25 protein-coding genes and 1 tRNA gene are annotated in these 23,191 nt (G+C 47.0%); 14 read left to right on the top strand and 12 right to left on the bottom strand.

Annotated features, from left to right (window positions below; translation table 11 throughout):
- Positions 1 to 128: 128 nt before the first annotated feature.
- Positions 129 to 575: a DUF962 domain-containing protein gene (locus BTV99_RS00645; RefSeq protein ID WP_075100427.1), complete on the top strand. Its 447-nt coding sequence runs from the start codon at positions 129 to 131 to the stop codon at positions 573 to 575.
- 205 nt (positions 576 to 780) lie between these two features.
- On the opposite strand, the gene BTV99_RS00640 is transcribed toward BTV99_RS00645, so the two are convergent.
- The 4 genes from BTV99_RS00640 to BTV99_RS00625 all read right to left on the bottom strand — a co-directional run bounded on the left by BTV99_RS00640 (position 781) and on the right by BTV99_RS00625 (position 4,206).
- Positions 781 to 1,392 carry a nitroreductase family protein gene (locus BTV99_RS00640; RefSeq protein WP_075100426.1) on the bottom strand — a complete coding sequence of 204 codons (612 nt, stop codon included), beginning with the start codon at positions 1,390 to 1,392 and terminating at the stop codon, positions 781 to 783.
- Positions 1,393 to 1,592: 200 nt separating this feature from the next.
- On the bottom strand, positions 1,593 to 2,531 hold the full coding sequence (locus BTV99_RS00635) for a pirin family protein (protein WP_075100425.1): 939 nt from the start codon (positions 2,529 to 2,531) through the stop codon (positions 1,593 to 1,595).
- Between the two features lie 88 nt (positions 2,532 to 2,619).
- The gene (locus BTV99_RS00630) at positions 2,620 to 3,333 is read right to left on the bottom strand and encodes a pirin family protein (protein ID WP_075100424.1); all 714 of its coding nucleotides are present in this window, start codon (positions 3,331 to 3,333) and stop codon (positions 2,620 to 2,622) included.
- 285 nt (positions 3,334 to 3,618) lie between these two features.
- Positions 3,619 to 4,206: a YoaK family protein gene (locus BTV99_RS00625; protein WP_075100423.1), complete on the bottom strand. Its 588-nt coding sequence runs from the start codon at positions 4,204 to 4,206 to the stop codon at positions 3,619 to 3,621.
- Between the two features lie 223 nt (positions 4,207 to 4,429).
- On the opposite strand from BTV99_RS00625, the gene BTV99_RS00620 reads away from it, so the two are divergent.
- Together BTV99_RS00620 and BTV99_RS00615 are read left to right on the top strand one after the other, a co-directional pair.
- A complete protein-coding gene (locus tag BTV99_RS00620; RefSeq protein ID WP_075100422.1) occupies positions 4,430 to 5,038 on the top strand; it encodes a YceI family protein in 609 nt (202 codons plus the stop codon).
- Positions 5,039 to 5,429: 391 nt separating this feature from the next.
- Positions 5,430 to 6,356 carry a LysR family transcriptional regulator gene (locus BTV99_RS00615; RefSeq protein WP_075100421.1) on the top strand — a complete coding sequence of 309 codons (927 nt, stop codon included), beginning with the start codon at positions 5,430 to 5,432 and terminating at the stop codon, positions 6,354 to 6,356.
- Positions 6,357 to 6,585: 229 nt separating this feature from the next.
- Here BTV99_RS00615 and BTV99_RS00610 read toward each other — a convergent pair.
- A tRNA-Gly gene (locus BTV99_RS00610) sits at positions 6,586 to 6,660 on the bottom strand.
- Positions 6,661 to 7,038: 378 nt separating this feature from the next.
- Between BTV99_RS00610 and BTV99_RS00605 the strand changes: the two genes are divergently transcribed.
- The 4 genes from BTV99_RS00605 to BTV99_RS00590 all read left to right on the top strand — a co-directional run bounded on the left by BTV99_RS00605 (position 7,039) and on the right by BTV99_RS00590 (position 9,494).
- The gene (locus BTV99_RS00605; RefSeq protein WP_075100420.1) at positions 7,039 to 7,851 is read left to right on the top strand and encodes a M48 family metallopeptidase; all 813 of its coding nucleotides are present in this window, start codon (positions 7,039 to 7,041) and stop codon (positions 7,849 to 7,851) included.
- Positions 7,852 to 8,102: 251 nt separating this feature from the next.
- Complete coding sequence (locus tag BTV99_RS00600; RefSeq protein ID WP_143507013.1) at positions 8,103 to 8,423, top strand: BolA family transcriptional regulator; 321 nt, start codon at positions 8,103 to 8,105, stop codon at positions 8,421 to 8,423.
- Between the two features lie 95 nt (positions 8,424 to 8,518).
- The gene (locus tag BTV99_RS00595) at positions 8,519 to 8,878 is read left to right on the top strand and encodes a SirB2 family protein (protein WP_075100418.1); all 360 of its coding nucleotides are present in this window, start codon (positions 8,519 to 8,521) and stop codon (positions 8,876 to 8,878) included.
- Positions 8,879 to 9,092: 214 nt separating this feature from the next.
- Positions 9,093 to 9,494 (top strand): hypothetical protein, encoded by a 402-nt coding sequence (locus BTV99_RS00590; RefSeq protein WP_075100417.1) that lies wholly within the window; start codon positions 9,093 to 9,095, stop codon positions 9,492 to 9,494.
- Positions 9,495 to 9,784: 290 nt separating this feature from the next.
- Here BTV99_RS00590 and trxC read toward each other — a convergent pair whose 3' ends face one another.
- Together trxC and BTV99_RS00580 are read right to left on the bottom strand one after the other, a co-directional pair.
- Positions 9,785 to 10,222, bottom strand: a complete 438-nt coding sequence (gene trxC, locus BTV99_RS00585) for a thioredoxin TrxC (RefSeq protein ID WP_075100416.1) — start codon at positions 10,220 to 10,222, stop codon at positions 9,785 to 9,787.
- A gap of 85 nt (positions 10,223 to 10,307) precedes the next feature.
- Complete coding sequence (locus BTV99_RS00580; RefSeq protein WP_075100735.1) at positions 10,308 to 11,177, bottom strand: MBL fold metallo-hydrolase; 870 nt, start codon at positions 11,175 to 11,177, stop codon at positions 10,308 to 10,310.
- Positions 11,178 to 11,538: 361 nt separating this feature from the next.
- On the opposite strand from BTV99_RS00580, the gene BTV99_RS00575 reads away from it, so the two are divergent.
- The 4 genes from BTV99_RS00575 to BTV99_RS00560 all read left to right on the top strand — a co-directional run bounded on the left by BTV99_RS00575 (position 11,539) and on the right by BTV99_RS00560 (position 14,756).
- On the top strand, positions 11,539 to 11,826 hold the full coding sequence (locus BTV99_RS00575; protein WP_075100415.1) for a helix-turn-helix transcriptional regulator: 288 nt from the start codon (positions 11,539 to 11,541) through the stop codon (positions 11,824 to 11,826).
- 102 nt (positions 11,827 to 11,928) lie between these two features.
- On the top strand, positions 11,929 to 13,638 hold the full coding sequence (locus tag BTV99_RS00570; RefSeq protein WP_075100414.1) for a SulP family inorganic anion transporter: 1,710 nt from the start codon (positions 11,929 to 11,931) through the stop codon (positions 13,636 to 13,638).
- A 259-nt stretch (positions 13,639 to 13,897) separates the two neighbouring features.
- Positions 13,898 to 14,224 carry a beta-lactamase hydrolase domain-containing protein gene (locus BTV99_RS00565; RefSeq protein ID WP_075100413.1) on the top strand — a complete coding sequence of 109 codons (327 nt, stop codon included), beginning with the start codon at positions 13,898 to 13,900 and terminating at the stop codon, positions 14,222 to 14,224.
- A gap of 199 nt (positions 14,225 to 14,423) precedes the next feature.
- Entirely contained in the window at positions 14,424 to 14,756 is a 333-nt protein-coding gene (locus BTV99_RS00560) for a TIGR01244 family sulfur transferase (RefSeq protein WP_075100412.1), read from the top strand.
- Between the two features lie 180 nt (positions 14,757 to 14,936).
- Here the strand turns inward: BTV99_RS00560 and ahpF are convergent, their stop codons facing one another.
- Positions 14,937 to 16,514 carry an alkyl hydroperoxide reductase subunit F gene (gene ahpF, locus BTV99_RS00555; protein ID WP_075100411.1) on the bottom strand — a complete coding sequence of 526 codons (1,578 nt, stop codon included), beginning with the start codon at positions 16,512 to 16,514 and terminating at the stop codon, positions 14,937 to 14,939.
- Between the two features lie 411 nt (positions 16,515 to 16,925).
- Here ahpF and BTV99_RS00550 point away from each other — a divergent pair, with 411 nt between their 5' ends.
- The gene (locus BTV99_RS00550; RefSeq protein WP_075100410.1) at positions 16,926 to 17,174 is read left to right on the top strand and encodes a YdcH family protein; all 249 of its coding nucleotides are present in this window, start codon (positions 16,926 to 16,928) and stop codon (positions 17,172 to 17,174) included.
- A gap of 532 nt (positions 17,175 to 17,706) precedes the next feature.
- On the opposite strand, the gene ahpC is transcribed toward BTV99_RS00550, so the two are convergent.
- Complete coding sequence (ahpC, locus tag BTV99_RS00545; protein ID WP_075100409.1) at positions 17,707 to 18,273, bottom strand: alkyl hydroperoxide reductase subunit C; 567 nt, start codon at positions 18,271 to 18,273, stop codon at positions 17,707 to 17,709.
- Between the two features lie 293 nt (positions 18,274 to 18,566).
- Between ahpC and BTV99_RS00540 the strand changes: the two genes are divergently transcribed.
- Positions 18,567 to 19,475, top strand: coding sequence for a hydrogen peroxide-inducible genes activator (locus BTV99_RS00540; protein ID WP_075100408.1), 909 nt, complete (start codon positions 18,567 to 18,569; stop codon positions 19,473 to 19,475).
- Between the two features lie 54 nt (positions 19,476 to 19,529).
- Positions 19,530 to 20,198 (top strand): hypothetical protein, encoded by a 669-nt coding sequence (locus BTV99_RS00535; protein WP_075100407.1) that lies wholly within the window; start codon positions 19,530 to 19,532, stop codon positions 20,196 to 20,198.
- Here the strand turns inward: BTV99_RS00535 and BTV99_RS00530 are convergent.
- The 3 genes from BTV99_RS00530 to BTV99_RS00520 all read right to left on the bottom strand — a co-directional run bounded on the left by BTV99_RS00530 (position 20,179) and on the right by BTV99_RS00520 (position 23,191).
- On the bottom strand, positions 20,179 to 20,781 hold the full coding sequence (locus BTV99_RS00530; RefSeq protein ID WP_075100406.1) for a methyltransferase domain-containing protein: 603 nt from the start codon (positions 20,779 to 20,781) through the stop codon (positions 20,179 to 20,181). The two genes, BTV99_RS00535 and BTV99_RS00530, sit on opposite strands and share 20 nt — an antisense overlap.
- 114 nt (positions 20,782 to 20,895) lie before the next feature.
- Positions 20,896 to 21,522, bottom strand: coding sequence for a M48 family metallopeptidase (locus BTV99_RS00525; protein ID WP_256713693.1), 627 nt, complete (start codon positions 21,520 to 21,522; stop codon positions 20,896 to 20,898).
- Positions 21,523 to 21,592: 70 nt separating this feature from the next.
- Positions 21,593 to 23,191 (bottom strand): DUF1513 domain-containing protein, encoded by a 1,599-nt coding sequence (locus tag BTV99_RS00520; RefSeq protein ID WP_075100404.1) that lies wholly within the window; start codon positions 23,189 to 23,191, stop codon positions 21,593 to 21,595.

Below are 23,191 nucleotides of genomic sequence, written 5' to 3'. Positions count from 1 at the left end.
CTCAGCGCTGACTGAACCGTCTATCAGATACTATGGTAGAGAAGCCCAATTAGTGCTACAAATGATACTAGAGACGCTCTGATGTGGGAGAGGAGTGTCGTATCTTAATGACTAACAAGGAGGTTAGTATGTCTCGTCGTCCGCCCCGCATGTCAAAACGCACACTTGAGCAGTGGCTCAGTGAGTATTCTGTCAGCCACCAAAACCTAATCAACAAAAAAATCCATTGGCTCTGCGTGCCGACCATCTTTGTCAGTTTGCTTGGAATGGGTATGTCGCTATCCGTTTGGTTTACCTTAGTGCTTAGTGCCTTGGTCTTGCTGTTCTACATGCGTTTGTCCACGCCGTTATTTTTGGCGATGGGCATGTTTATCCTTATCTGCCTATCTGTCATGACCTTACTACCGTGGGGCTTTAAGGTCTGGGCAGGTGTCTTTGTTGTGGCTTGGATTGGGCAGTTTATCGGTCACAAAATCGAAGGCAAAAAACCCTCATTTTTTGAAGACTTACAGTTTTTATTAATTGGGCCTGCATGGGTGGCCAATAGCCTGATGGGTAACAAAAACAGTAGCTAACCATCCGGTGGAGCGCATTATGTGTTCAGGGTTGGTATTCTGACGTTTTTTATACCTGTTCTTTTCGTTTATATGGTTTTGTCTTTATGCCATCGAAGCTGTACGACGACAAATCTCTTGATTTCTTCATCCTAAAAAAGCGCCACCCATAAGCTGGATGGCGCTTTTTTGGTTTTTTATCTCTCATATTACCGAGCTTTGGTGCTTATTTACCAAACACCTTCATACGCTCTTCTACTGGCTTAAACTCTTTGTCACCAGCTGGCTGCTCGATGGCACCAAATACCATCTGCGCATTTAGCTCCCAATCATCAGCGATATTCCAAGTATCGGCAACCTGCTGATCGATCACTGGATTATAATGCTGCAAGTTAGCGCCAACATCGATGCTTGCCAATGCCGTCCAAATCACATACTGATGCATGGCGCTGGTCTGATGTGCCCAGATTGGGAATTTGTCCGCATATAAAGGGGCCGCTTCTTGCATGCTTCTGACTACACCTTTGTCTTCAAAAAACAATATCGTACCAGCACCGGCTTTAAAGCCTGCGATTTTATCTTTTGTACCTTGAAATTTCTCGTCGTCACCCACGATGACCTTCAATGTCTCTTCGGTGATGTCCCACAGTTTTTGATGATCCTCATCGAACAAGACAACGATACGAGCTGACTGAGAGTTGAAGGAGGAAGGCGTGTGTAAAATAGCGTGCTCTACCAATTTTACAATCTCATCCTTAGAGACTGGTAGTTGATCGCTCAAGGCATAGATAGAGCGGCGTTTTTCGGCAAGATTTTGTAAGGTGGTTAGGTCTGACATAATAAGACTCCGTCGGGTTAAATATTTAGGTTGTATATAAAGTATGTGTTTTAAAATGAGTCGATAGTAAAAATATTAAAACTTGCTTAATCATCATTCGATTGTAAAAGCAACACCCACCGATCTATATTCAAATTTTGTAAAAAATCTTCACAATAACGTGAATCATAAAATATAAATTAACAATCTGTATTATCAAATCATCCTCTAAAACCGTCAGGCAGCGCTGGAGCGGGCAGACGTTTCATATCAGAGTTGACATTACCAAAGCGCTCATGGCCATTGTTCCAATCGATGATAGACTGCTCAATCTCTTCTTTATTATCAGCGACAAAGTTCCACCACAGCAGCACTTGATTGTTTAAGGGCTCACCGCCGATAAACATCACTCGTGTGCCTTTTTTGGCGACCAGCTTGATGCTTTCGTTATTTTCGACATCACTATCGTGGAAGCGAAATAGCTGGTCTTGCTCACAGATTTTGCCTTCAGACTCGATCTGCCCTTCGCTGACCAAGATACCGTATTCAAAACCAGGCTCTAACGTTAGGGTGACCTCGTCATCCTCTAGCCAGTACACATCGATACCGACCATTTTGGAGTACTGTATCGTTGGCGCTTCGTAGCGCTCGCCTGTGACGCTGGTGTAGTTGCCCGTGGTCAATATCATCTCTACATTATTTTCCGTCCACGTCGGTAGCTCTGGATAGTGATGAAAGCCGCGCTCGATTTTTTGGTCTGTTGGTAGAGCAATCCACAGCTGCACCATACTCAGCGCACGCGCCGCATCTGGCGAGCCGCCCGTATCAGGAAAGACACTTTGCTCGGTATGACTGATGCCTTGGGTCAACCCCGTACCTGCCGTCATGACGTTGACTTGGTTTTTGGTAATTACTTGCTCGTTGCCCAAGCTGTCTTTGTGCAGCACTTCGCCATCTAACATCCAGCTAAAGGTTTGCAAATTGGTATGCGGATGACGACCCACTTGCATGCCAGCCTCACCGTCCTCAAACTCAGCAGGGCCTGCGTGATCCAAAAAGCACCACGCACCGATCGGTTTTTTGCCAGTATTAGGTAACAGACGGGCGATAGGAATACCGCCAACATCGGCCAAACGCGGCTCTAGGGTTTTAATACTCATGACTCACCTCTTATTATCAATTTATCAATGATGTGTGTTAGCTGGTGTCAAAGATGATGACCATAGCGCCGCCACCTTTTTAAAGCTTCTAAAAACTCATAGGCACTTCCATGACAAGGACTTTAGCGTCTTCAGCGACATCCATCGTAAAACTTTTAGTATCCCAAACACCAAGGCCATCGCGGGTATCTAAAGTGTTACCGTTTACCACAACCTGACCACTAATGACAAAGACATACACGCCGTTGTTAGGGTCTTTTAAGTCATAGGTCTGTGTCACACCTTTGTCAAAGTCGCCGATGCTAAACCACGCATTTTGATGAATCCACACGCCAGCATCGTCGGCATTGGGTGACAGTACTTGGTTAAACTCATTTGGCTGCAGGATGTCATCCATGCGCAACTGCTGATAGCGCGGCGTGACATTCATTTTGTTTGGAATGACCCAAATCTGTAAAAACTTCACCGGCTCATTGGCATCGCCGTTCATCTCACTATGAGTGATACCCGTGCCTGCCGACATCACTTGGATTTCGCCTGTTTCGATGATGCCTTCGTTGCCGATATTGTCGCCATGACCGAGCTTGCCCGATAATGGGATGCTGATGATTTCCATATCACGATGTGAGTGTCTGCCAAAACCTTGACCACCGATGACAAAATCATCGTTGATGACACGTAGCGCGCCAAAACCCATACGCGCTGGATTATGATAGTTGGCAAAGCTAAACGTGTGACGGCTTTTGAGCCAGCCGTGGTCGGCATCGCCGCGAGAGTCTGCTGCATGATAGATAGTTTGCATAACAAAGCCTTATATCGTCGTACGTTAACTGGTTCAATACTGCTCATTAACGCGCTTGTTTAAGTAATGATTTTATTATAATTGTTGTCTTATAATAGATAAACAAAGCTAATTGCAAATCACTATTCTTATATTTAGAACAATAAAAGCTACTAATACTGACCTTAATACGAACCTATTAGAAACGTTAGCAGAAGTTGTTATAGTCGATTTTAAATAAAAGAGTCAGGCGTTTTTTTAAGGTGCGGTAGCGCGGAGTGCCAAGTGAATTTGACGCTTAGAGTCTTAGCCTATATTTTGTAAAAAGCTTTTGTCACGAGCCAGCCATGCTAAATACAGCACAGGCAATACAAATAGACCGACAGCCCAGTAGCTTAATTTGACATAAAGCAGTGCACCCAATAATGCGCCAATGACAAAACTGCTCACTAGCGCTGAGCTATGCGCAAGTTTTTTGGCGTTATCGAGTGTTCTATTGGCAAGATAGTCTGATAAATTAATGCCTAACTGAGTGGTATTACCCGTCATCAGCACCGTTGGACTCATGTGCTTGATGACAGTTTTGCTGGCTGTATTGCGAATCGCCAAGGCCGTCAGACCCAAGCCGCCGGTAATCGCAACGGTGATACTATTGCCATCAGTAAACGGCTGGAAGGACAATCCTGCTATCATAAACGCGGTGAGAAACACCGCCTCTGCCAATAGCAAATGAGTCAGTATCAGCCGCTGCTGGCGACTGTTATCGATATAGATTTTGGTCACAACGACCATTAAAATAAACAGCGGCACAGAAGCCAGCTTGATCCACAGGCCGTCCTCGCCTTTGACCAAACCACTGCCTGCCAATACCAAGTTGCCGATATAATTCGGCATAACGATGGTAGCGGCCTTCTCTATTTATACAGCATGCAAGCGTTACAAAAAGCAACGAAGAGACACATTTATAATAGACAGTAGCGCTCAAATCTCCTGTTTTCTTGCTAAACTTAACCATAACATCTATAAGCACTACTTAACGGAAATAGATGAGAAAACGTTAAGCCAATGTGCTCTTTGCTCTACCACAATTCTCGATCACAAATAAGGATAATGAACCATGATGCTCCCTTCTATCAAACAAGCCAATCGTGTCCTCGCCTTCGCTGCTATCAGCGCCCTTGGCATGATGAGCACTGTCGGTCAGGCAGCGACCTATGAGCTGGACCCTAAGCATACCGCGGTGCGCTTTTTTGTCGATCATTTTGGTACATCGACTAATGCTGGTGGCTTTTATAACCTCTCAGGCATTCTTGAGTACGCACCCAAAGAGCAAAAAGGCTTTATCGGCATTACCATTCCGATGGGCAGCTTGAGCACGGGTCTCAAAGAGTTTGATGGTCATTTAAAATCTGCGGATTTCTTTAATGTCAAAGAGCATCCAACCGCTTATTTTAAATCTACCAATTGGCAGTTTGATGGTAATAACGTCAAATCAGTCACAGGCGACTTAACACTGCTGGGTCAGACGCATCCTGTGACGCTGACAGCCACTAAGTTTAACTGCTATGACAGCCCACTGCTAAACGCTGAAGCGTGCGGCGGCGATTTTGAAACCACCATCGACAGAACCAAGTGGGGTCTCAATACTTATACCGATGGCGGTATGATGAAAAACATCAAACTGGTCGTTCAGGTAGAAGGCAGTAAAAAGGCCGATCTCAAGTAACGACGGCTTGTCTTATAAAGATCATATAGTCGATTAGAGATAAAACAGATACACGATATGTACTACAATTAAGCTGAGTTTTTAACTCAGCTTTTTTGACGCTATAAAAAGCTTAATATGCGCTGTTGGCGTTTGTATATAGTGAGTTCAGTATAAAAAAGATACAGTGGGACTGGGATAAATTTTACGCAGCATCGAGCGGCGCAGGCACAGCACGCAAGGAAAATTTATACCAGTTTCACGTTGATATATAATGTATCTGTTTTATTTAGAATCGACTATAGTCGAATCCAAATAAGTCAGATACCTAGCTATCATGCTGCTTACTGTATCGTTGTTATCTCGGCCTGGCCATAAAACGATGCGTCAAAACAACAAGAGGACAATTAGGATGGGACAGCTAGAAGATATGGCAATGTTTGTACGCATTGTCGAAGCGGGCAGTATCACCAAAGCTGCCGAGCAGCTCAATATTGCCAAATCAGCCGTCAGCCGCCGCTTAAAGGAGTTAGAAACTCGCCTCGGCAGTCAGCTGATCAGCCGCACCACGCGCCAGTCCAATTTGACGCAAGCAGGTGAGCAGTATTATCAGCAGGTGATGCATATACTCAGTGAAGTAGATGCGCTCAATGGGCAAACCAGCGGCGCGCCCACTCGCATCGAGGGCACCTTAAAAATGACGGCACCGCTGTCCTTTGGCTTGATGCACCTCAACGCGGTGATTGATGATTATGCCAATCTACATCCCAACCTAAGTTTTGAGCTGGATTTTTCTGATCGGCATGTCGACTTGATCGAAGAAGGCTATGAGCTGGCCATCCGTATCAGAGAGCTACAAGACTCGAGTTATCAGGCCAAGCGTCTGGCGCTGATTCGTTACGCCCTCTGCGCCAGCCCTGACTATCTGAGCAAAATGGGCACACCTAAGACTTTGGCTGACTTGGCGGACCATAAATTTTTACAATACGGTCTGAGTAAAACCAGTCATTTAGAGCTGACGGACGCTCAAGGCAAAAAACACACCCATACTATCGATGCCAAAATAAAAGCCACCAATGGCGAGTTTTTGGTCGATTTGGCAGTAAAGGGTCATGGCATTGTGTTTATGCCGACTTTTATCGCCTATCAAAGGCTGGCTCGCGGCGAGCTGGTGCCGATCCTACCACAGTATCAACTGCCGACACTCAGCGCTTATGCCGTGTATCCAAAAAACCGTTTTTTATCACAGCGCTGTCGCTATTTGATTGACTTCATTGCCGAGCGGTTCGGTGATGACCCGTATTGGGATAATTTTTCTGAAAGGCCTATACAAACTTAGCCGTCTAGCATAGTGCTTATCTACTACAGCCCCCTTATCATTATTATTTATGATGTCTCGTGTGTTACCTCGTATGTTACTTAGTATGCGCGCTTACTCTAAAATACGTGTGTCAATTCATCCGTAATTTGTAATCGTTTATGCGTAAGATTTAATCAGCTGCCAAATTTCACCCATAAAAAAAGCCTCACAATAATGTGAGGCTTTAGTGCTCTAACAGAGCCATATTTGGAGCGGGATAAGAGATTCGAACTCTCGACCCCAACCTTGGCAAGGTTATGCTCTACCACTGAGCTAATCCCGCTAAACATCGAATCGCGTTATTGTTAACAACAACTCCGTCTCGATAGGCTGGCTATTTTAGCAAAAATTCTGAGCCTGTCAACACCTTTTTTGGCATTTTGTGCAAATATTCTCGCCGTCAGCCTTTATTTACCAGCAACTCTGTTATAAACGTTTGATTTTACAATGAGTATTATCAGCCAGTTTTTCTAAAATATTTTAGCAAATAAAGGGCTGTACTTGCTGGCCTCACGGCTCTGCATGTCTATCACTGTGTTTGGGCGCGCTGTTTACTTACAATCATAGGGTGTACTGTTACTTTTTCTGTCTTGGTTTTGACTTATTAACATTATTATACTTTGTGCAACTTTATTTATTATTTACAGTGAGGATGTTTATTATGAAAAAATTACTGACCACAACTGTCATGGCCGCGTCTTTGTCGGCGCTGACACTGACTGGCTGTAGTAGCACCACCAATACTGGCGCGGTGGGCGTTGATCGCCAGCAGTTGCTCTTGGTCTCTAATGAGCAGGTGTTACAATTATCAGCGCAAAGCTATGCAAAGACCTTGCAAGAAGCAAAAGCTCGCGGTTTGCTCGATACCAATAGAGCCCAGCTCAATCGCCTCAAAAACATCTCCAACCGTCTGATCGGGCAAGTCGGCGTCTATCGTCCTGATGCGGCAAAGTGGCCATGGGAAGTACACACGATCAAATCAAATCAGCTCAACGCTTTTGTGATGCCAGGTGGCAAAATCATGTTTTATTCAGGCATCATCGATCGCCTCAATCTGACTGATGATGAAATCGCTGCCATCATGGGACATGAGATGTCTCACGCATTACGTGAGCACTCACGCGAGCGTATCTCCCGCCAATACGCCACTCAAACGGGCATCGGCGTCGCCGCTAGTATCTTTGGTCTCTCGCAAAGTCAGGCGCAGCTGGCCAATGTCGCCGGTGACCTAGGCCTGAGTCGTCCGCATGGTCGTACTCAAGAAGCAGAAGCCGACCAGATTGGCCTTGAGCTAATGGCTCGCGCAGGCTACAACCCGCAGGCCGCGATTAGCTTATGGCAAAAAATGCAGCGCGCCAGCCAAGGCGAGCCGCCGCAGTTTTTGAGCACTCACCCAAGCAGCAGCAATCGCATTGCCCAGTTGCAGTCATTGATGCCCAAAGTCATGCCGCTTTACCAAAAAGCACGCCGCTAATCATCATTTAGCATGACTGATTAGATTGACTGTCAAGCAGAGTACAGACCACGGTTTGTATTCTGCTTTTTTATAAAAGTGGCCATACTCCATTGTCTGCTGAATGATAAGGCTTGCGCATCAGTGTCTGCTATAATCGGCGTCTGCTATAATAACCTCAAGCATCGCTGCAAGACGCTAGTACGTCATCGGTGCCCATACCTCATCAAACACCACCTTATCAAACAATATCGCGTAAAAGGATGCTATCCATGAGTACCACGCCTACCGCTGATGCCCTCTATGCTGAGCTACAGAGCTTACAGCCGCAGCATATCGAGCTGATTAACGAATCGATGAATCATGCAGGCTACTTTGATGGCAAAGAAAGCCATTTTAAACTCACTATCGTAAGCGACGCCTTTGAGGGTAAGCGTTTGGTCGCTCGCCATCAACTGGTTTATGGCTTGGTCGCGCCCCTACTCACCTCGCAAGGTGGCCCGGTCCATGCCTTAGCCATACATGCCTATACGCCAACAGAATGGCAAGGGCAAAGCCCAGATAGCCCCTTGTGTGCTGGTCAAAACAGCTAAACCATCGACAGAATAATCAACCATAACTGCGCGTCTTATGAACATTATGACAGTAGCGCTGCGTGACTGGATCACCTCAGAGGAAAAGATATTTAATGAAACATTTACATATGCTGATGGCCGTCCTGACCATCGTTCTGTTTTTATATCAAAGCTATCTGGCATTGAGTGCCAATAGACGCGCTCCAAAGGCGGTGAAGATAGCCACGCACATCATTTATGCGCTTGTCATCGGCTCAGGTGCCATCATGTTGATGCAACTAATGAGTGCCAACGCTCCTGTACAGTGGGTGTTTGCCAAGATTATTTTGCTAGTCGCTGCCATCAGTGCCAGCATAAAAGCCTTTAACAACCATGCAACGCCCGGCCAAAGGAAAACGGGGATTTTGATATCGGCGATCGCCTATGCAGGTATCGTGATACTTGCTGTGGTCAAACCAGCCAACTTATTTTAAGGCGCTGTTTACGGAGGCTGCGAAAAACTCATCCCAGTAGCGCTTTGGAACTTATGACAGTTTTGTTTGCAACTGACTATAGCCGGCATATTTCATAAATGACATATTTTTCAATATCTTAATCTGTTTATTTTTGCTATCTTAAATATAAATAACGGCGTTTATAGCAGATATTGCTGTTTATATGACCCCCATCTTGCCTTATGGAGCCACTATGAAAACTCTATTTTCCGCGACATTACTGGCCTCAGCAGGCATTTTTGCGCTTGCAGGCTGCGCCTCGACTGGCAATATCACTCCGCAGTATGTGCCGCCCAGCACCTACCAAAACTATGACTGCCAAGCGCTGAGCCAAGAGTACAACCGTATCAATCGTTATGTCGAAACTGCGCGCAATCAGCAGTCGACCATCGCTGCCTCTGGCGTGGGGGTCGGAGTCTCAGCGGGCCGCTGGGGTATCTCACCCAATATCAGCTTTGGCGTGGGAAAAAGCAACAACACCAAAGCCCGCGATGCCAAGCTATCACGGCTCTACGGCGAGCGTGATGCCGTTGTTCAGTCCGCGCGCATCCAGCGCTGCAGCTTTGCCAATGGCATCAAGATATATGGTGAGTAAACAAACTATGGTGAGTTGATAGAGGTCAAATCGATAAAATACCATCGTTGCTCATACGACCATAAAAAAGCCAATACGCGATCAACGTATTGGCTTTTTTGATGAGGACATCTAGGGCGTGTCATCAATTCAATCGATAGCCATCTAAATGGGCTAAAAATGGCTAAATCTGGCCAAACGGTGTCAAATAGCTGACTAATATCTCAATATTATCTGCGCTATTTTCCTTGTTTGACGGCGATTTATCTCATTTTTATCGCCATTTTTAAAATGAGGACACACCCTAGTGGTTATGATTGCAGGCTTTGTACCCACTGCACGATTTGCTGACTGGGTAGCGCGCCTGACTGCCGCGCAATCTCTTTACCACCTCTAAAGGCCACCATCGTCGGTAAGCTGCGTATACGATAAGGGGCGGCGGCTTGTTCGTACTTATCGGTTTGCAATTTGGCAAAGACCACTTGTGGCAATTGACTGGCAGCCTCTTTAAACTGCGGCGCCATCATCAGACACGGCTGACACCAGCTCGCCCAAAAATCCACGATGGTCAATACCTCATTTTTTTGAATGACTTTATTGACGGTGTGTGCGCTCAGCTCATGCGCGCTGCCTGTCAATAATGGCTGACGGCAGCGACCACAGTTTGGCGCAGCAGTCAGCCGTGCCGCTGGTATACGGTTGGTCGCTTGGCAGTGTGGGCAGACCAGATGCAGGTTTTGTTCATTCATCATTAGACTCCTTTTTTAGCCCTTATGATTTTTGTGGCGTATGTGTTTGTTACTTTTAAATATAGCATAACTTTACATGCTGCCATTATCCCAGCGCATTGATGGGTACTTTAAGATAACGGGTACCATTGGCTTCTGGTTGCGGAAAATTCCCTGCATCGATATTGACTTGTACAGCAGGAATAATCAGACGCGGCATCGAAAGCGTGGCATCGCGCCGCTCACGCATCTGCACAAACTCTGCCTCGTTGATACCGCCTTTGACATGGATATTGCCCATTTTTTGGGCGGCGACCGTGGTTGTGGGGCAGTGTTTGCGTCCTTTGCTCGGATAGTCATGACACAGATACATGATGGTATCTTCGGGAAGCGCCAGCAACTTTTGGATAGAGTGATACAGCATCTTGGCATCACCACCTGGGAAGTCACAACGCGCCGTGCCGACATCGGGGGCAAACAACGTGTCTCCAACAAACACCACGGTTTTTTCGGCATCAGCTGCCAGATAGGCCATGTCTGCACGCGTATGACCTGGCACATACATCGCTGTAATGGTGATGTCGCCAAGCGCTAAGGTATCGCCATCATCTGTCAAAATATCGAACTGGCTGGCATCGGTACGAAAACTCATGTCAAAGTTAAAAATTTGCTTAAATATTTTTTGCACTTCCGTGATGTGCTGACCGATGACGAGCTGCCCGCCGAGTGTTTTTTTGACATGAATGGCCGCCGATATATGATCGGCATGGGCATGGGTTTCGATGATATACACCAGCTCCCAGCCCTGCTCGCGGACAAAGGAGATGACCTCATCGACGCTACTGGTAGCGGTGTGACCAGACTTGGCATCAAAATCCAATACAGGATCGATGATGGCACATAGCTTGTGTTGGACATCAGCCAGTACGTGCGTATAGGTCTCAGTATCGCTATGTAAGAAAGAATGAACTTGCATGGCAGCCTCGCTATCAAAATGTTTCATCTATAAATATTTTTAACCTATAAATAATAGTTAAGTATGATATCGAGTCGTATATAATATTTACTCAGTTGCCGACTCGTTTATGGTGTTAATATAGCAACTCCCATACATTTTATCAATTTATATAATGTAATTAATGATAACTTGCTATCATTGATGATATCATTGATAATTAACCATATATTTATTGATGTCACCGAGATAATTATTGCTATTTTATAAGGAGCTCACTCTGACTACTTCTACTTCAGCATCGAGTGCATCCATTCAGAGTACGAATGAGGATGCATCCACACATTCAGCAGACTTTGTCCCTGCCGATCTTGCCAAGCAGATGCAACAAGCCTCTATGCAAGCCAGCCAACTATTAAAGTCGCTCTCGCATCCTGATCGCTTGCTGCTGCTGTGTCAGCTCACCCAAGGTGAATACTGCGTCAGTGAACTTGAAAGTTTGGTCGGCGTTGGACAGCCCAGCTTGTCGCAGCAGCTCGGTATTTTGCGCAAAGATGAGCTGGTCACGACCCGCCGCGAAGGCAAACAGATCTACTATCGTATCGCAAGTGAGGATGCGCTGGCGGTCTTAAATCTGCTGTACCAACGTTTTTGTGCCAAAACCGACTAGCCACAGTCAGTCAATAGCCGTTCACAGACGCGGACGGCCACTATCACTTGATGGCGCTGCTATTTTTTGTTGTCAAAATATTTTTTAAGATGATGTGCTGATATGTCTTCTATCGCTGCTCGCCTGATTCCCACGTGGCTACGCCAGTACCAGCTAGCCACCTTGCCAACTGACGTCATCGCCGGATTGGTCGTGGGCGTGCTTGTCATTCCGCAGAGCCTCGGCTACGCAGTATTAGCAGGATTACCACCTGTGTATGGCCTGTATGCGGCGATTGTGCCAGTCATTGTCTATGCTTGGCTGGGCTCGAGCAATGTCCAAGCGGTCGGTCCTGTCGCCATCACGGCTATTATGACGGCAAGTAGCTTGCTGCCCTATGCCGATAAAGGCGCTGAGCAGTACGCCTTGATGGCGAGCCTATTGGCGTTTATGGTAGGAGCGCTGCTCTGGGTAGCCGGACGTCTCAAGCTCGGCTGGATCATGCAGTTCATCAGCCGCGGGGTCTCGGCAGGCTTTGTCAGCGGTGCAGCGGTGCTTATTTTTGTCAGTCAGCTGAAGTATTTGACTGCGATTCCAGTCGCAGGTAGTAGCTTGATTGGCTATCTGTCTAGCCTGCAGATGTACGTGCGCCAGCTGCATCCTCTGACCTTGCTTATCGGTGTCATCGCCTTTGCCCTTTTGGTAGCGAACCGCTATGCCAGCAAGTGGGTCTGGCGTACATGGCTGTCAGCGTCATCGGCTAAATGGGCCGAGCGCTTATTTCCCCTGATTTTGCTCGGTATGGCGATCATACTGAGTATGGCGCTGCATTGGGGCGCGCTGGGGGTTGCGACCATCGGCAGTATTCCGCAAGGGCTGCCAAGCTTCACACTACCGCATCTGCCCGATGTGCAAGAAGCGCTCAAGCTTTTGCCCACTGCAGGGCTGATGGCACTGATTGTCTTTGTGTCCAGTAGCTCTGTGGCGAGCACTTATGCACGCTTGCGCGGTGAGCGTTTCGATGCCAACCGTGAGCTAACTGGTCTTGGGCTGGCCAACTTATCTGGCGGTCTGTTTCAGAGCTTTGCGGTCGCTGGCGGGTTTTCGCGTACCGCCATCAACGTCGACTCAGGGGCCAAAACGCCAATGGCCAGCCTCGTCACTGTGGTGGTGATGATCGCCGCGCTGATCGCTTTTGGTAATGCACTCGCGCCGCTACCTTATGCGCTGCTAGGAGCGACCATCATGGCCTCTATCATTGGGCTTATCGATATCGATACCCTAAAGTCGGCGTGGCGGCGAGATCGTTTGGATGCCGCCAGCTTTATTGCAGCGTTTGCAGGTGTACTGATATTTGGTCTAAATACAGGACTGGTCATCGGTCTGATGGTGTCTTTTGCCAGCCTTATTTGGCAATCAAGTAAGCCGCACGTGGCGATCGTCGGTCAGCTGGGCGGTACAGGACACTTTCGCAATATCAATCGTCATGATGTGGTGACTTTTGATAATTTGTTGCTACTGCGTATCGATGAAAGCTTGTTTTTTGGCAACAGCGAATCGGTGCACCTGCGCATTTTAAAGGCATTACAACAATACCCCGAGGCGCGCGAGCTTATCTTAATCATGTCTGCTGTCAACCATATCGACCTGACCGCCCAAGAGATGCTCAGTACGCTCAATAAAGAGCTGGCACAACAACATAAACGTCTGCACTTTAGTTTTGTGAAGGGGCCTGTCATGGATGTCATTGGTCACACGCCGCTCATCACCGAGCTATCAGGGCAGGTCTATCTCAGTACACTCGACGCGGTCAATGCGTTGACAGCGCGCTAGCGGGCGGCTGGTATGTATGATTTTATAGTTGCAAGCTGCTGTTTGCCGCTTTGTTTTTACGACATCGCATCAATCACTGGTGTCACTAGCAATAAAATATCGTTATGATAGGATATAAAACAGGCTGTTTTTTGTATAGACAAATAAACTAAAATAGTAGGCTGTCATCTCCCGCTCACGGAGGGTGCCTGACGCTTTGTCGTCTGATGACAGACCGACTGCCCTATCCCATTTTTCACATATTTAATCGAAGCTATTTATGACCGATGACATAACGATTTATAAGCAAATTTATCCCAGCCAGTGTATCAAACTTGCCGAGCTGGGCTATCGCTCTGTGCTCAACATCCGCCCTGATGCAGAAGTGGAGTCACAGCCCAATAGTGGCGAGTTTGCCGATGCCACCGAGCAGGCAAACCTAAGCTATCAGCACCTGCCTTTTGATGATGAGCGTTTGAGTATGCTGACCGTCGAGCAGTTTGCCGACCTTTATCACGCGCTGCCCAAACCCATCTTGATGTTTTGTGGTACTGGAGCGCGTGCCAAGCTCTTGTATCAAAGCGCCTTAATGCAGGGTTTGTTGTAAGCCTATATAGCCGAGTGCCGCTGGCGGTATTACCCTGCGCTCTATGACTGTACGGCTTTATGAATACACGCTATAAGCTATAAGCGACAAGCAGCCATCTCTGATTTTTGGCTGATAAGCCATGATAGAGCCCAACAGCTCTATACACGTAAAATGCTGGCGCAAAAACCAGCCCACACAACTAAAAATAGGAAGATTTATGAGTCATCAAGTTCATATCACAGGGCAAATCACCCCTGACCAAGTCCCTATGCTCGCCGAAAATGGTTTTAAAACCATCATCAACAACCGTCCTGATGGCGAAGAGCCAGGACAGCCAACCAGCGCAGAGATTGAAGCGGCAGCGACCGAGGCAGGCTTGGCTTACAAAGAAGTGTCTTTTGCCGGTAGTGAGCTCAGCCAACATCACGTCGAAGAATTCGCAGATTTTTTTAATCAAGCTGAGCAGCCCATGCTGATCTTTTGCCGTACGGGCAACCGCTCAACCGGTATCTACGAAGCGGCGAAGCGCATGGATTTGCTAGACGACTAGACTATCATTAAGTCAGGCACCCGCCAGATACCTCATGGTAATAACAATAAGTGCCAGTGCTAATGACATTAATTAACAGTGCTCAGGACGCTTGGCATAAACGATGAACCATAAAAACCCCTGAAGTCTATATAGGCTTCAGGGGTTTGTTTTATAAAAGATAAGTAGTTAAGTAGAGGCTTACTGCATAACCAAGTATTCAAATGCTGATAATGCCGCTTTACTGCCCTCACCCATCGCGATATTGATCTGCTTAAAGGGAACTGTGGTCACGTCACCACAAGCAAAGATACCTTTGCGATCGGTGCGGCAGCGCTCATCAATCTCAATCTCACCAAAGCGGTTTAGATCGACAAAGCCTTTGACAAAATCCGTGTTTGGCATCAGACCAATCTGGACAAACACCCCTGACAAATCGCGCTCATGGGTCTCACCAGTGCTGCGATCTTGATAAACGATAGACGTCACCTTATTGTCAGTCGCTTTGATCTCTTGAGTGGCCGCATTGGTAATAAACTCGATATTGTCTTTTTCTTTGGCTTTATTAATCAGCACCTGATCGGCTTTGAGGTCGTCTGCAAACTCAAGCACCGTCACATGATTGACAATACCCGCTAAGTCCAGTGCTGCCTCGACACCTGAGTTACCACCACCGATGACCGCGATGTCTTTACCTTTAAAGAACGGGCCATCACAGTGAGCACAGTAAGCCACGCCTTGACCGATGTTTTCTTCTTCGCCTGGCACACCAAGCTTACGCCACTGGGCACCGGTCGCAAGGATAATGCTGCGCGTCTCAAAGCTCTCACCAGTGTTTAGATGAATGCTGTAATTTTCCTCAGCCGTCTCACCGATTTCTTTGACACTGACGTGCTCTTTTAGGGTGATGTTGTACTCGCGCAAGTGTTTTTCAAAGTTGGCTGACAACTCGTTACCCGTGGTCAACGGTACAGAAATCAGGTTTTCAATGTCTTGCGTGTCTTTTACTTGTCCGCCAATACGGTCAGCGACCATGGTGACTTTGAGGCCTTTACGCGCGGTATAAATCGCGGCGGCAACCCCAGCAGGACCAGCACCGATGATGGTGACATCTTGCTGCTCTAATTGGTCTTCGTCAGCGCCTGCCTCTGCTAGCAAGTCAGGAAACTGCTCTTGCAGTTTTTCGATGAGCTTTGCCGTATCGATCAGACCATTGGCAAATGGCTTACCGTTTAAGAAAACCGCTGGCACGCCTTGAATATTGTTTGCCTCGACCTGCTCTTGGAACAACGCACCATCGATCATCTCGTTGCTGATATCATCGTTGAGTATCGCAAATTGGTTAAGCGCTTGCACCACTTCTGGGCAGCTGTGGCAAGACAATGAGACATAAGTCTGGAACTGCAACGGCTTATTAAAGCGTTTGATCAGTTTTTGAATACCCTCGTCTAACTTTAGCGTATGACCGCCCGCTTGCAAGATTGCCAAAACCAGCGAGGTAAACTCATGGCCACCTGGGATACCGCTAAAGACGATACCCGTATCACTCAGCGCGCCATCGATATGGCTATAAATCGCAAAGCTGATCGCGCTTGGCAGACTGTCGTCAGTGGCTTGTGCATCGAAATTGATCTTATCAGTCGTGCCTGCGATTTTACTCAAAAACTCAATCAACTCACTGCGTTTTTCGTGCTCACCGCTACCCAATACAAAGGTAATCGGACGAGTCATGTTTTCGCTATAGCTTTTGATCGCATCTAATAAATTTTGATCTATCATGTTTGTTCCCCATCATTATTGGATATGTAACGGCAACTGTCGCATTGCCTGTTCAAATACGGTTTTTTTGTGACTGTTTCTGTTATAAAAAAGCGGTTGGGCATTTGGTTTATGCCCTTTGATGTCTCTATTATCATAGGTTTAGGCATGTTGGGCAAGCTGAGAAACTCAAACCTTACGTTTTATAAAACCAATCGTAAACTATTAAATATGATTAATACTAAAACCACCCTTGACGGATTGCCATGGTATCAAGGCTGTTTTTTCGCTACAATCAAATAAGGCGAATGGGAAGGGTTCTTATTTGTCTGCATCAACCTCAAGTCTCACCATTACAGCAATCTTAACGATCATGCGCTCATACTTGCTGGTGTTTGTGGCAAGCTGGCGCTTCATAACAAGGATGACAATATGAGAAAGACTGATACATGGCAAGATAACCGAGAGATCATCAGCGAACTAAAACAAAAAGACAGTCACTTTGCCAGCATTTTTGATGAGCACACCATGCTGGATCAGCAAATCAATCAGCTGGAAAAAGACACAGTCAAACATACCAGCCGCGAAGACGAAATCGAGCAAATGAAACGACGAAAGCTGCATTTAAAAGATGAAATTTATCAAATCATCGATAAAAACAAACTACAGTCTCAGGCTTAGTACCACACGCCCTAGGGCAAAAACACAAACATTTTTTAATCATATAAACCCCCATCAATCTTTGCTGATGGGGGTTTTGTTTCATAATATAACTAGGGCGTGTCTTCAATTCGATTGATCGCGACTTTGCCAGCCAGCTTGCCATCTGGATAGTCGCGCGGTAGTACCTCAGGGCTTGGGTGCTGTTGTTTTAGCGAGCCTAGCAAAGACTGCTGCTGCTAAGGAAAGTTTTTATTTTTTGATTGATGACTTATGATTTTACTCTTTTATTATCATATTCATAATGGTCTTGATTAAATCATCGATGATAAAACAAGCTGTTGAATAATCTACTGCCGCTTATCATTTAAAGCCTGTAATCAGCACAAATAACCGAAAATAGAATTTGGTAAAATCTGGTGTCAACCTGTGGGCGAGATGTAAAAAAAGACCCTATCAACATCTGCTGATAGGGTCTTTGTCTATATGATACTGGCTCTAAACATAGTTAGTCGTCAGTGCCATAAAGTTACCTAAGAGGTCTATCGACTACTTAGATTTTACCAACCAAATCAAGGCTTGGTTTTAGCGTTGCTTGACCTTGCTCCCAAGCGGCTGGGCAAACTTCGCCGTCGTTGTCACGAACGTACTGAGCGGCTTTTACTTTGCGAACCACGTCTTTTGCGCTACGGCCGATGCCTAGGTCATGGATTTCAGCTACTTTGATGAGGCCGTCTGGGTCGACGATGAAAGTACCGCGAAGGGCAGCGTTGTCTTCTTCGATCATGATGTTAAAACCACGAGTGATTTTACCAGTGCCATCACCTAGCATTGGGAAAGTGACTTTACCAATCGCTTCTGAAGAGTCGTGCCATGCTTTGTGCACAAAATGCGTGTCAGTTGATACTGAGTACACTTCTACGCCTAAGTCTTTTAGCTCTTGGTAATGGTTTGCCATGTCTTCAAGCTCAGTTGGGCAAACAAAAGTAAAGTCATGTGGGTAAAACATAAACACAGCCCAGCTGCCTTTTACGTCTTCTGAAGTGATGGTTTTGAACTCACCGTTTACAAACGCTTCTGTTGAGAATTCTGGGATTTCTTGATTGATAATAGCTGCCATGATTGGCTCCTTTTTTGATTACAGTGTTTTAAGTTGCATTGTGATGATAGAGTTGGCTGTTTTTACCAAGCCTTTAACTCTCTGGGTTACATGACAAACTATACGCGAATTTCATGGTTAATCCAGTTAAAAGTTTTTAATGTGATGTTTTGTTTTATTAAACTTGTTAAACTATTATCTCTAGTTTTTATCATCAGTGCTGTACGCGTGTATGCTGGCCTGATAGTAAGCAAGTATCTTACATCAATCATCTGACAAGATAGCATTAAAAAGCCCATAAATAGAGAGGTTTTATGATTACTTTACGTCAACTTGAGTTTGCCTTAGCCGTCGCCAAACACCGCCATTTTAAGCGCGCGGCCGAAGAGTGTAATATTTCACAGTCTGCGCTGAGTCTCGGTATCGCTGAGCTCGAAAAACAGCTAGATACGCAGATTTTTGAGCGTAATAATAAGCAAGTGCTGATCACCCCGATTGGGCAAGATATCTTGACACGCGCTCAGCGGGTGTTTTCTGAAGTGCGGGATTTGACCACCCGCGCCCACAGTCACAAGACCCCGCTTGCATATCCGATGACGGTCGGTATCATTCCAACGATTGCCCCGTACTTACTGCCTAAAGTACTGCCCGCGCTGCGCGAGCATTATCCTGAGTTTCGCATGACCATCATCGAGCAGCAAACCGAACGCCTACTCGAGCAGGTGCGCTACGGCCATATCGATACTGCTATTATTGCGTTGCCTTATGCCGTCGATGGGCTACACAGTTTTGAGTTTTGGAGTGAGGACTTTTTTGCCGTATTCCCCAAAGACGATGTGCACGCCAAACTTGAGACCATCAATGCTGATGAGCTGGCGACAGCCAATTTGATGCTCCTCGGTGAAGGGCACTGCTTGACCGATCAAACCTTATCGGTCTGTCACTTCGATCGCGCGCAGATGAAATCGAGCTTTTCTGATGCCAGTCTCAATACTTTGATTCAGATGGCACTTGCCAACATGGGGACGACGCTGGTGCCAGAGATGGCCTTAGATCAGCTGCATTTGCAAAACCGCAACGCTGTCGCCGTACCACTGGCAGAAGACGGCCCGCATCGTCATATCGCCTTTGTCACGCGTTTAAACTATGCGCGAGTCGATGATGTCAACTTGCTGGGTAAAGTATTTAAGCAGGCCTTTGAAGACGCGGCAAACAAGTCCTAAGCTGCAGGACTTAGCCGTAATGAGTAGTCATAAGCAAAGCAACTTAGGTGAGTTATGCGCCAATTTTCGCAAATAGCTCTTAATTCTGGTCATTACCTTGCCCGGCACTTATCTGCGATAAATAGCGATATCAAGCCGGCGACAGTCCATGCGTTGTGGCAAGATATCGCTACTCGCTATAACGAAAAACAGCGCGCTTATCATACCTTACGCCACTTGCAGCAATTGTTTGGACAGTTTGAGCAAATAAAGCATAAGCTTAATGAGCCTCATATTGTCGCATTAGCCCTGTTTTATCATGATGTGGTATACGATCCGCTGCGTACAGACAATGAGCAAAAAAGCGCCGAGTACGCAGCAGAGACGTTACGCCCGTATCTGAGCGCTGAGCAATGCGAGCACCTCTATGCGCTGATCATGATGACCGCCAACCATCAACTTACGGGGCTATCCGACCCTGACAAAGTCAATGATGCCGCTTATCTGTTGGATATGGATTTAAGCATTTTGGCTGCGCCTTGGTCACAGTACGAGCGCTATGCGCAAGCAGTGCGCCAAGAGTATGGCCATGTGCCATTAGCCGAATATCGTACAGGACGAATGGCGGTATTAAACAGACTATTGGCGCATCCAAAACTTTATCTGACTCATTATTACTATGAGCGGCTTGAGACGCCAGCGCGAGCGAACATCCAACGCGAGCTTACTTTGCTTGCAGCTTAATAAATAGCTCGCTGCCTTGCCGTGCCGGATGTGAGTTATAGCAGCGCTCCATAATATCGATATCAAAATGGCTGGCAAAATGCTGCTGATACGCTTCTTTTGTACCACCAAAGGGCGGCTCATCACGGCCAAAATCGACATCAAACAACACACCAACCAGCTTACTTTGTGGTTTGAGCAGTGAGGCCATTTTTTTGACATAGTCGTCGCGGCGTGAAGGGTCAATGGCACAAAAAAACGTCTGCTCAAGTACCCAATCAAACTGATACTGTGCAGGCGATAACTCAAAAAAGTCGGCACAAACTAAATGCTCAGATGGAAAGTCAGGATAGCGCTCGGCAAAGTCATTGATGGGCGCTGGAGCAAAGTCCACCAGCGTCACATTGGTAAAGCCTTGCTCATACAAATAGCCTACCTCGTAAGCATTCCCCGCTCCTGGCACCAAGATAGCCTGCGCCTTAGCAGATTTAGGCAACTGATCTATATAGGCTTTGAGCGGTGGCGACACTTGTCCCATATCCCAACCGATACTGTCTTGCTCGTAGCGCTGCTGCCAAAACTCGGCTTGACTGACATTTCCCATATTATATTTATCCTTGATTGCTTATTTTAAATAATACGTTTTGTACTGTTATAGATTATCATATCAGTATTATATAGGTTACTTGGCGTTATTATTGATATAGTCGATGCACTCTTAATCCAACTGCCCTGTCTTGCCTGCTAGCATATCGTGCCAATACCGGTAGTCTGGCATCGCGGTCGCCACCGTTTGCCAAAACTCATGGCTATGGTTGGCATGATGCAGGTGACACAGCTCATGGACGATGACATATTCGGTGCATTCAAGCGGATAGGCAGGCAGATATACAGATAGCCAAATACGACGCGCGCGCGTGTTGCAGCTGCCCCAGCGCGTGTGCATCTTTTTTAGGCGTATCTCATTGGCATAGGCACCGACCACAGGTTGCCATTTGTCAAACAATGACGGCATGGTAGCCGCAAGCTGCTCACGGTAATAGGCCAGTTTTTTATCACGGCTGAGGGTCAGGGATTGCTCGGCACCCCAAAGTAAAATAGGGCTGTCGGCCGTTGAAGAGTCCGCTAAAGGACGGTGTTTACGCTGGTGCTGCTCTAAGACCTGTGCGTGATTGTCGATTGCCCAAGACACACGCTTGGCAATGGCTTGCTCGATTTGCGCGGTACTGATAAAAGCCGGTGTGGAGACCATCAATGTGTAAGGCTTTAAGCGAAAATTGATGTTTTTGACGCGTTTTTTATGGACTTGCAGCTCTATCCCTGCCTGCGCAAGATGTTGTCTCACCGCATGTAAACTGATGGCCTGTCTCCTTACATTCTTACATTCTTACATTCTTATTTAGCATTCACCGCCGTTACAGCGCTTGCAAATGATTGTCAAAAGACATTTTATGCCACTTGCTATTGCTCCTCACTTGCCAAGCGTTATCTAATGATGTGCTGGTGCTGGCGGCTGACGCCGCTGTCGGTGCCGACTTCATCTCTAATGTCGTTAGCTGCCCTTGCCCATCACTCACGATAAATCCTGCTTTTTTCTCATTAGCCAACACCGACGCGCCCGCACAATCTGGCAAACTGACATCGTCGATCAACTGCCGCGTATTTAGATCATAAATCACTGCACAGCCGCCAATCGGGGTGGTGACGCATAGTAAATCATGCACACTGTCGACGGCGACGCTGGCGATATACTGATGAAAGCGCTGCCACTCATCATCAGGCATGGTGAGCGGCTCGAAATCAGCATCGCCGCGCTGATGCGTCAGTACCAAGGGCACATTGATATGCTTATCTCCTTGAAACTGAATACCAATCATCACCGTGCCATCGTCATGCATGGCGAGATGGCGCACGCTCATCTGGTTGTGCGCTGGGACAACCTGCTCCAGCAACGCGCCCGTATGACGATTGAGATACACCAATGATGGACGCATGCTATCGAGATTTAGCTCTTCGCGTGAGGCGCGCTCGGTTTTGATACCGCCATTGGCGATCACCAGTGTGTCGCCATTAGGATGCATCACCAGCTCATGCGGGCCGATACCAAAAGTATCAAATTCTGCGATTTTCTGATAGCCATTAGTCGCATCATAGACACCGATTTTGCCATCGAGGCTCACCGTATCGTTTTCGGTCACATACAAACGCTGGGCATCTAAGCTATAGCAGGCATGACCATAAAAATGTCGATGGCTTGGCGCTTGAATGGCTGTCTTGACCTGTCCTGTGGCAGTATCAAGCACCCAAAACCTCTCACTAGGACGACGTCCCATCACCACGACATCGCGGTGCGACTGATGATTGGTTTTATGGTATTGCATATCGTACTGGGTATCTGTATCAAGCACTCCATCGACAGACGGCTGTACGACGATATCATGGACACGCTCAGGCATGGTGGTCTGCCAAACGATCTGTCTATCAGCGTCAATACCGACGACGCCAAAATCATTATCAGACTGGCCATCAGGGTGGTCAGTGACGGTGAGATTTTTTGGCATAGACGCCACCCCACTTACCCAGCACACGGGGCGTGCCATCATGGTGGTGGTATGCACAGCAGCCAAATCAGATATAACGTTGTTATCAGTGTTATCAGTGTTATCTGAATAAGGCTGCTGATAGGCTCGCTGCCATGTCACCGCCGCCTGCTGGCAAGCATGGCGAAAGCGTGATAGCTTTGACCACTTAGGCTGCGCCGACGGCTGTGGCACTAAGCTACTGCTCAACTGCCATGTCTGCCACTGCGCGCGGACACCGATCACGTAATCTTGCAAGCTTGCATCGGGCTGCCGGCGTTTACGATAATGATGATGGACAGCGACCAGCGCCGCCGTACCTGTGACACTAGCGAGCGTCGTCGTGACAGCGGACGTCAGTCGCTCGTGGCGAGACTGGTTACCTTCGTGCAGCAGTAAAGCTCGGGTAAGGGTATCGTCGTTACGCTTACGCAT

The sequence above is a fragment of the Psychrobacter sp. Rd 27.2 genome (assembly GCF_001921755.1).
GTDB lineage: Bacteria > Pseudomonadota > Gammaproteobacteria > Pseudomonadales > Moraxellaceae > Psychrobacter > Psychrobacter celer.
This window is presented reverse-complemented; position numbering and strand designations above follow the sequence as displayed.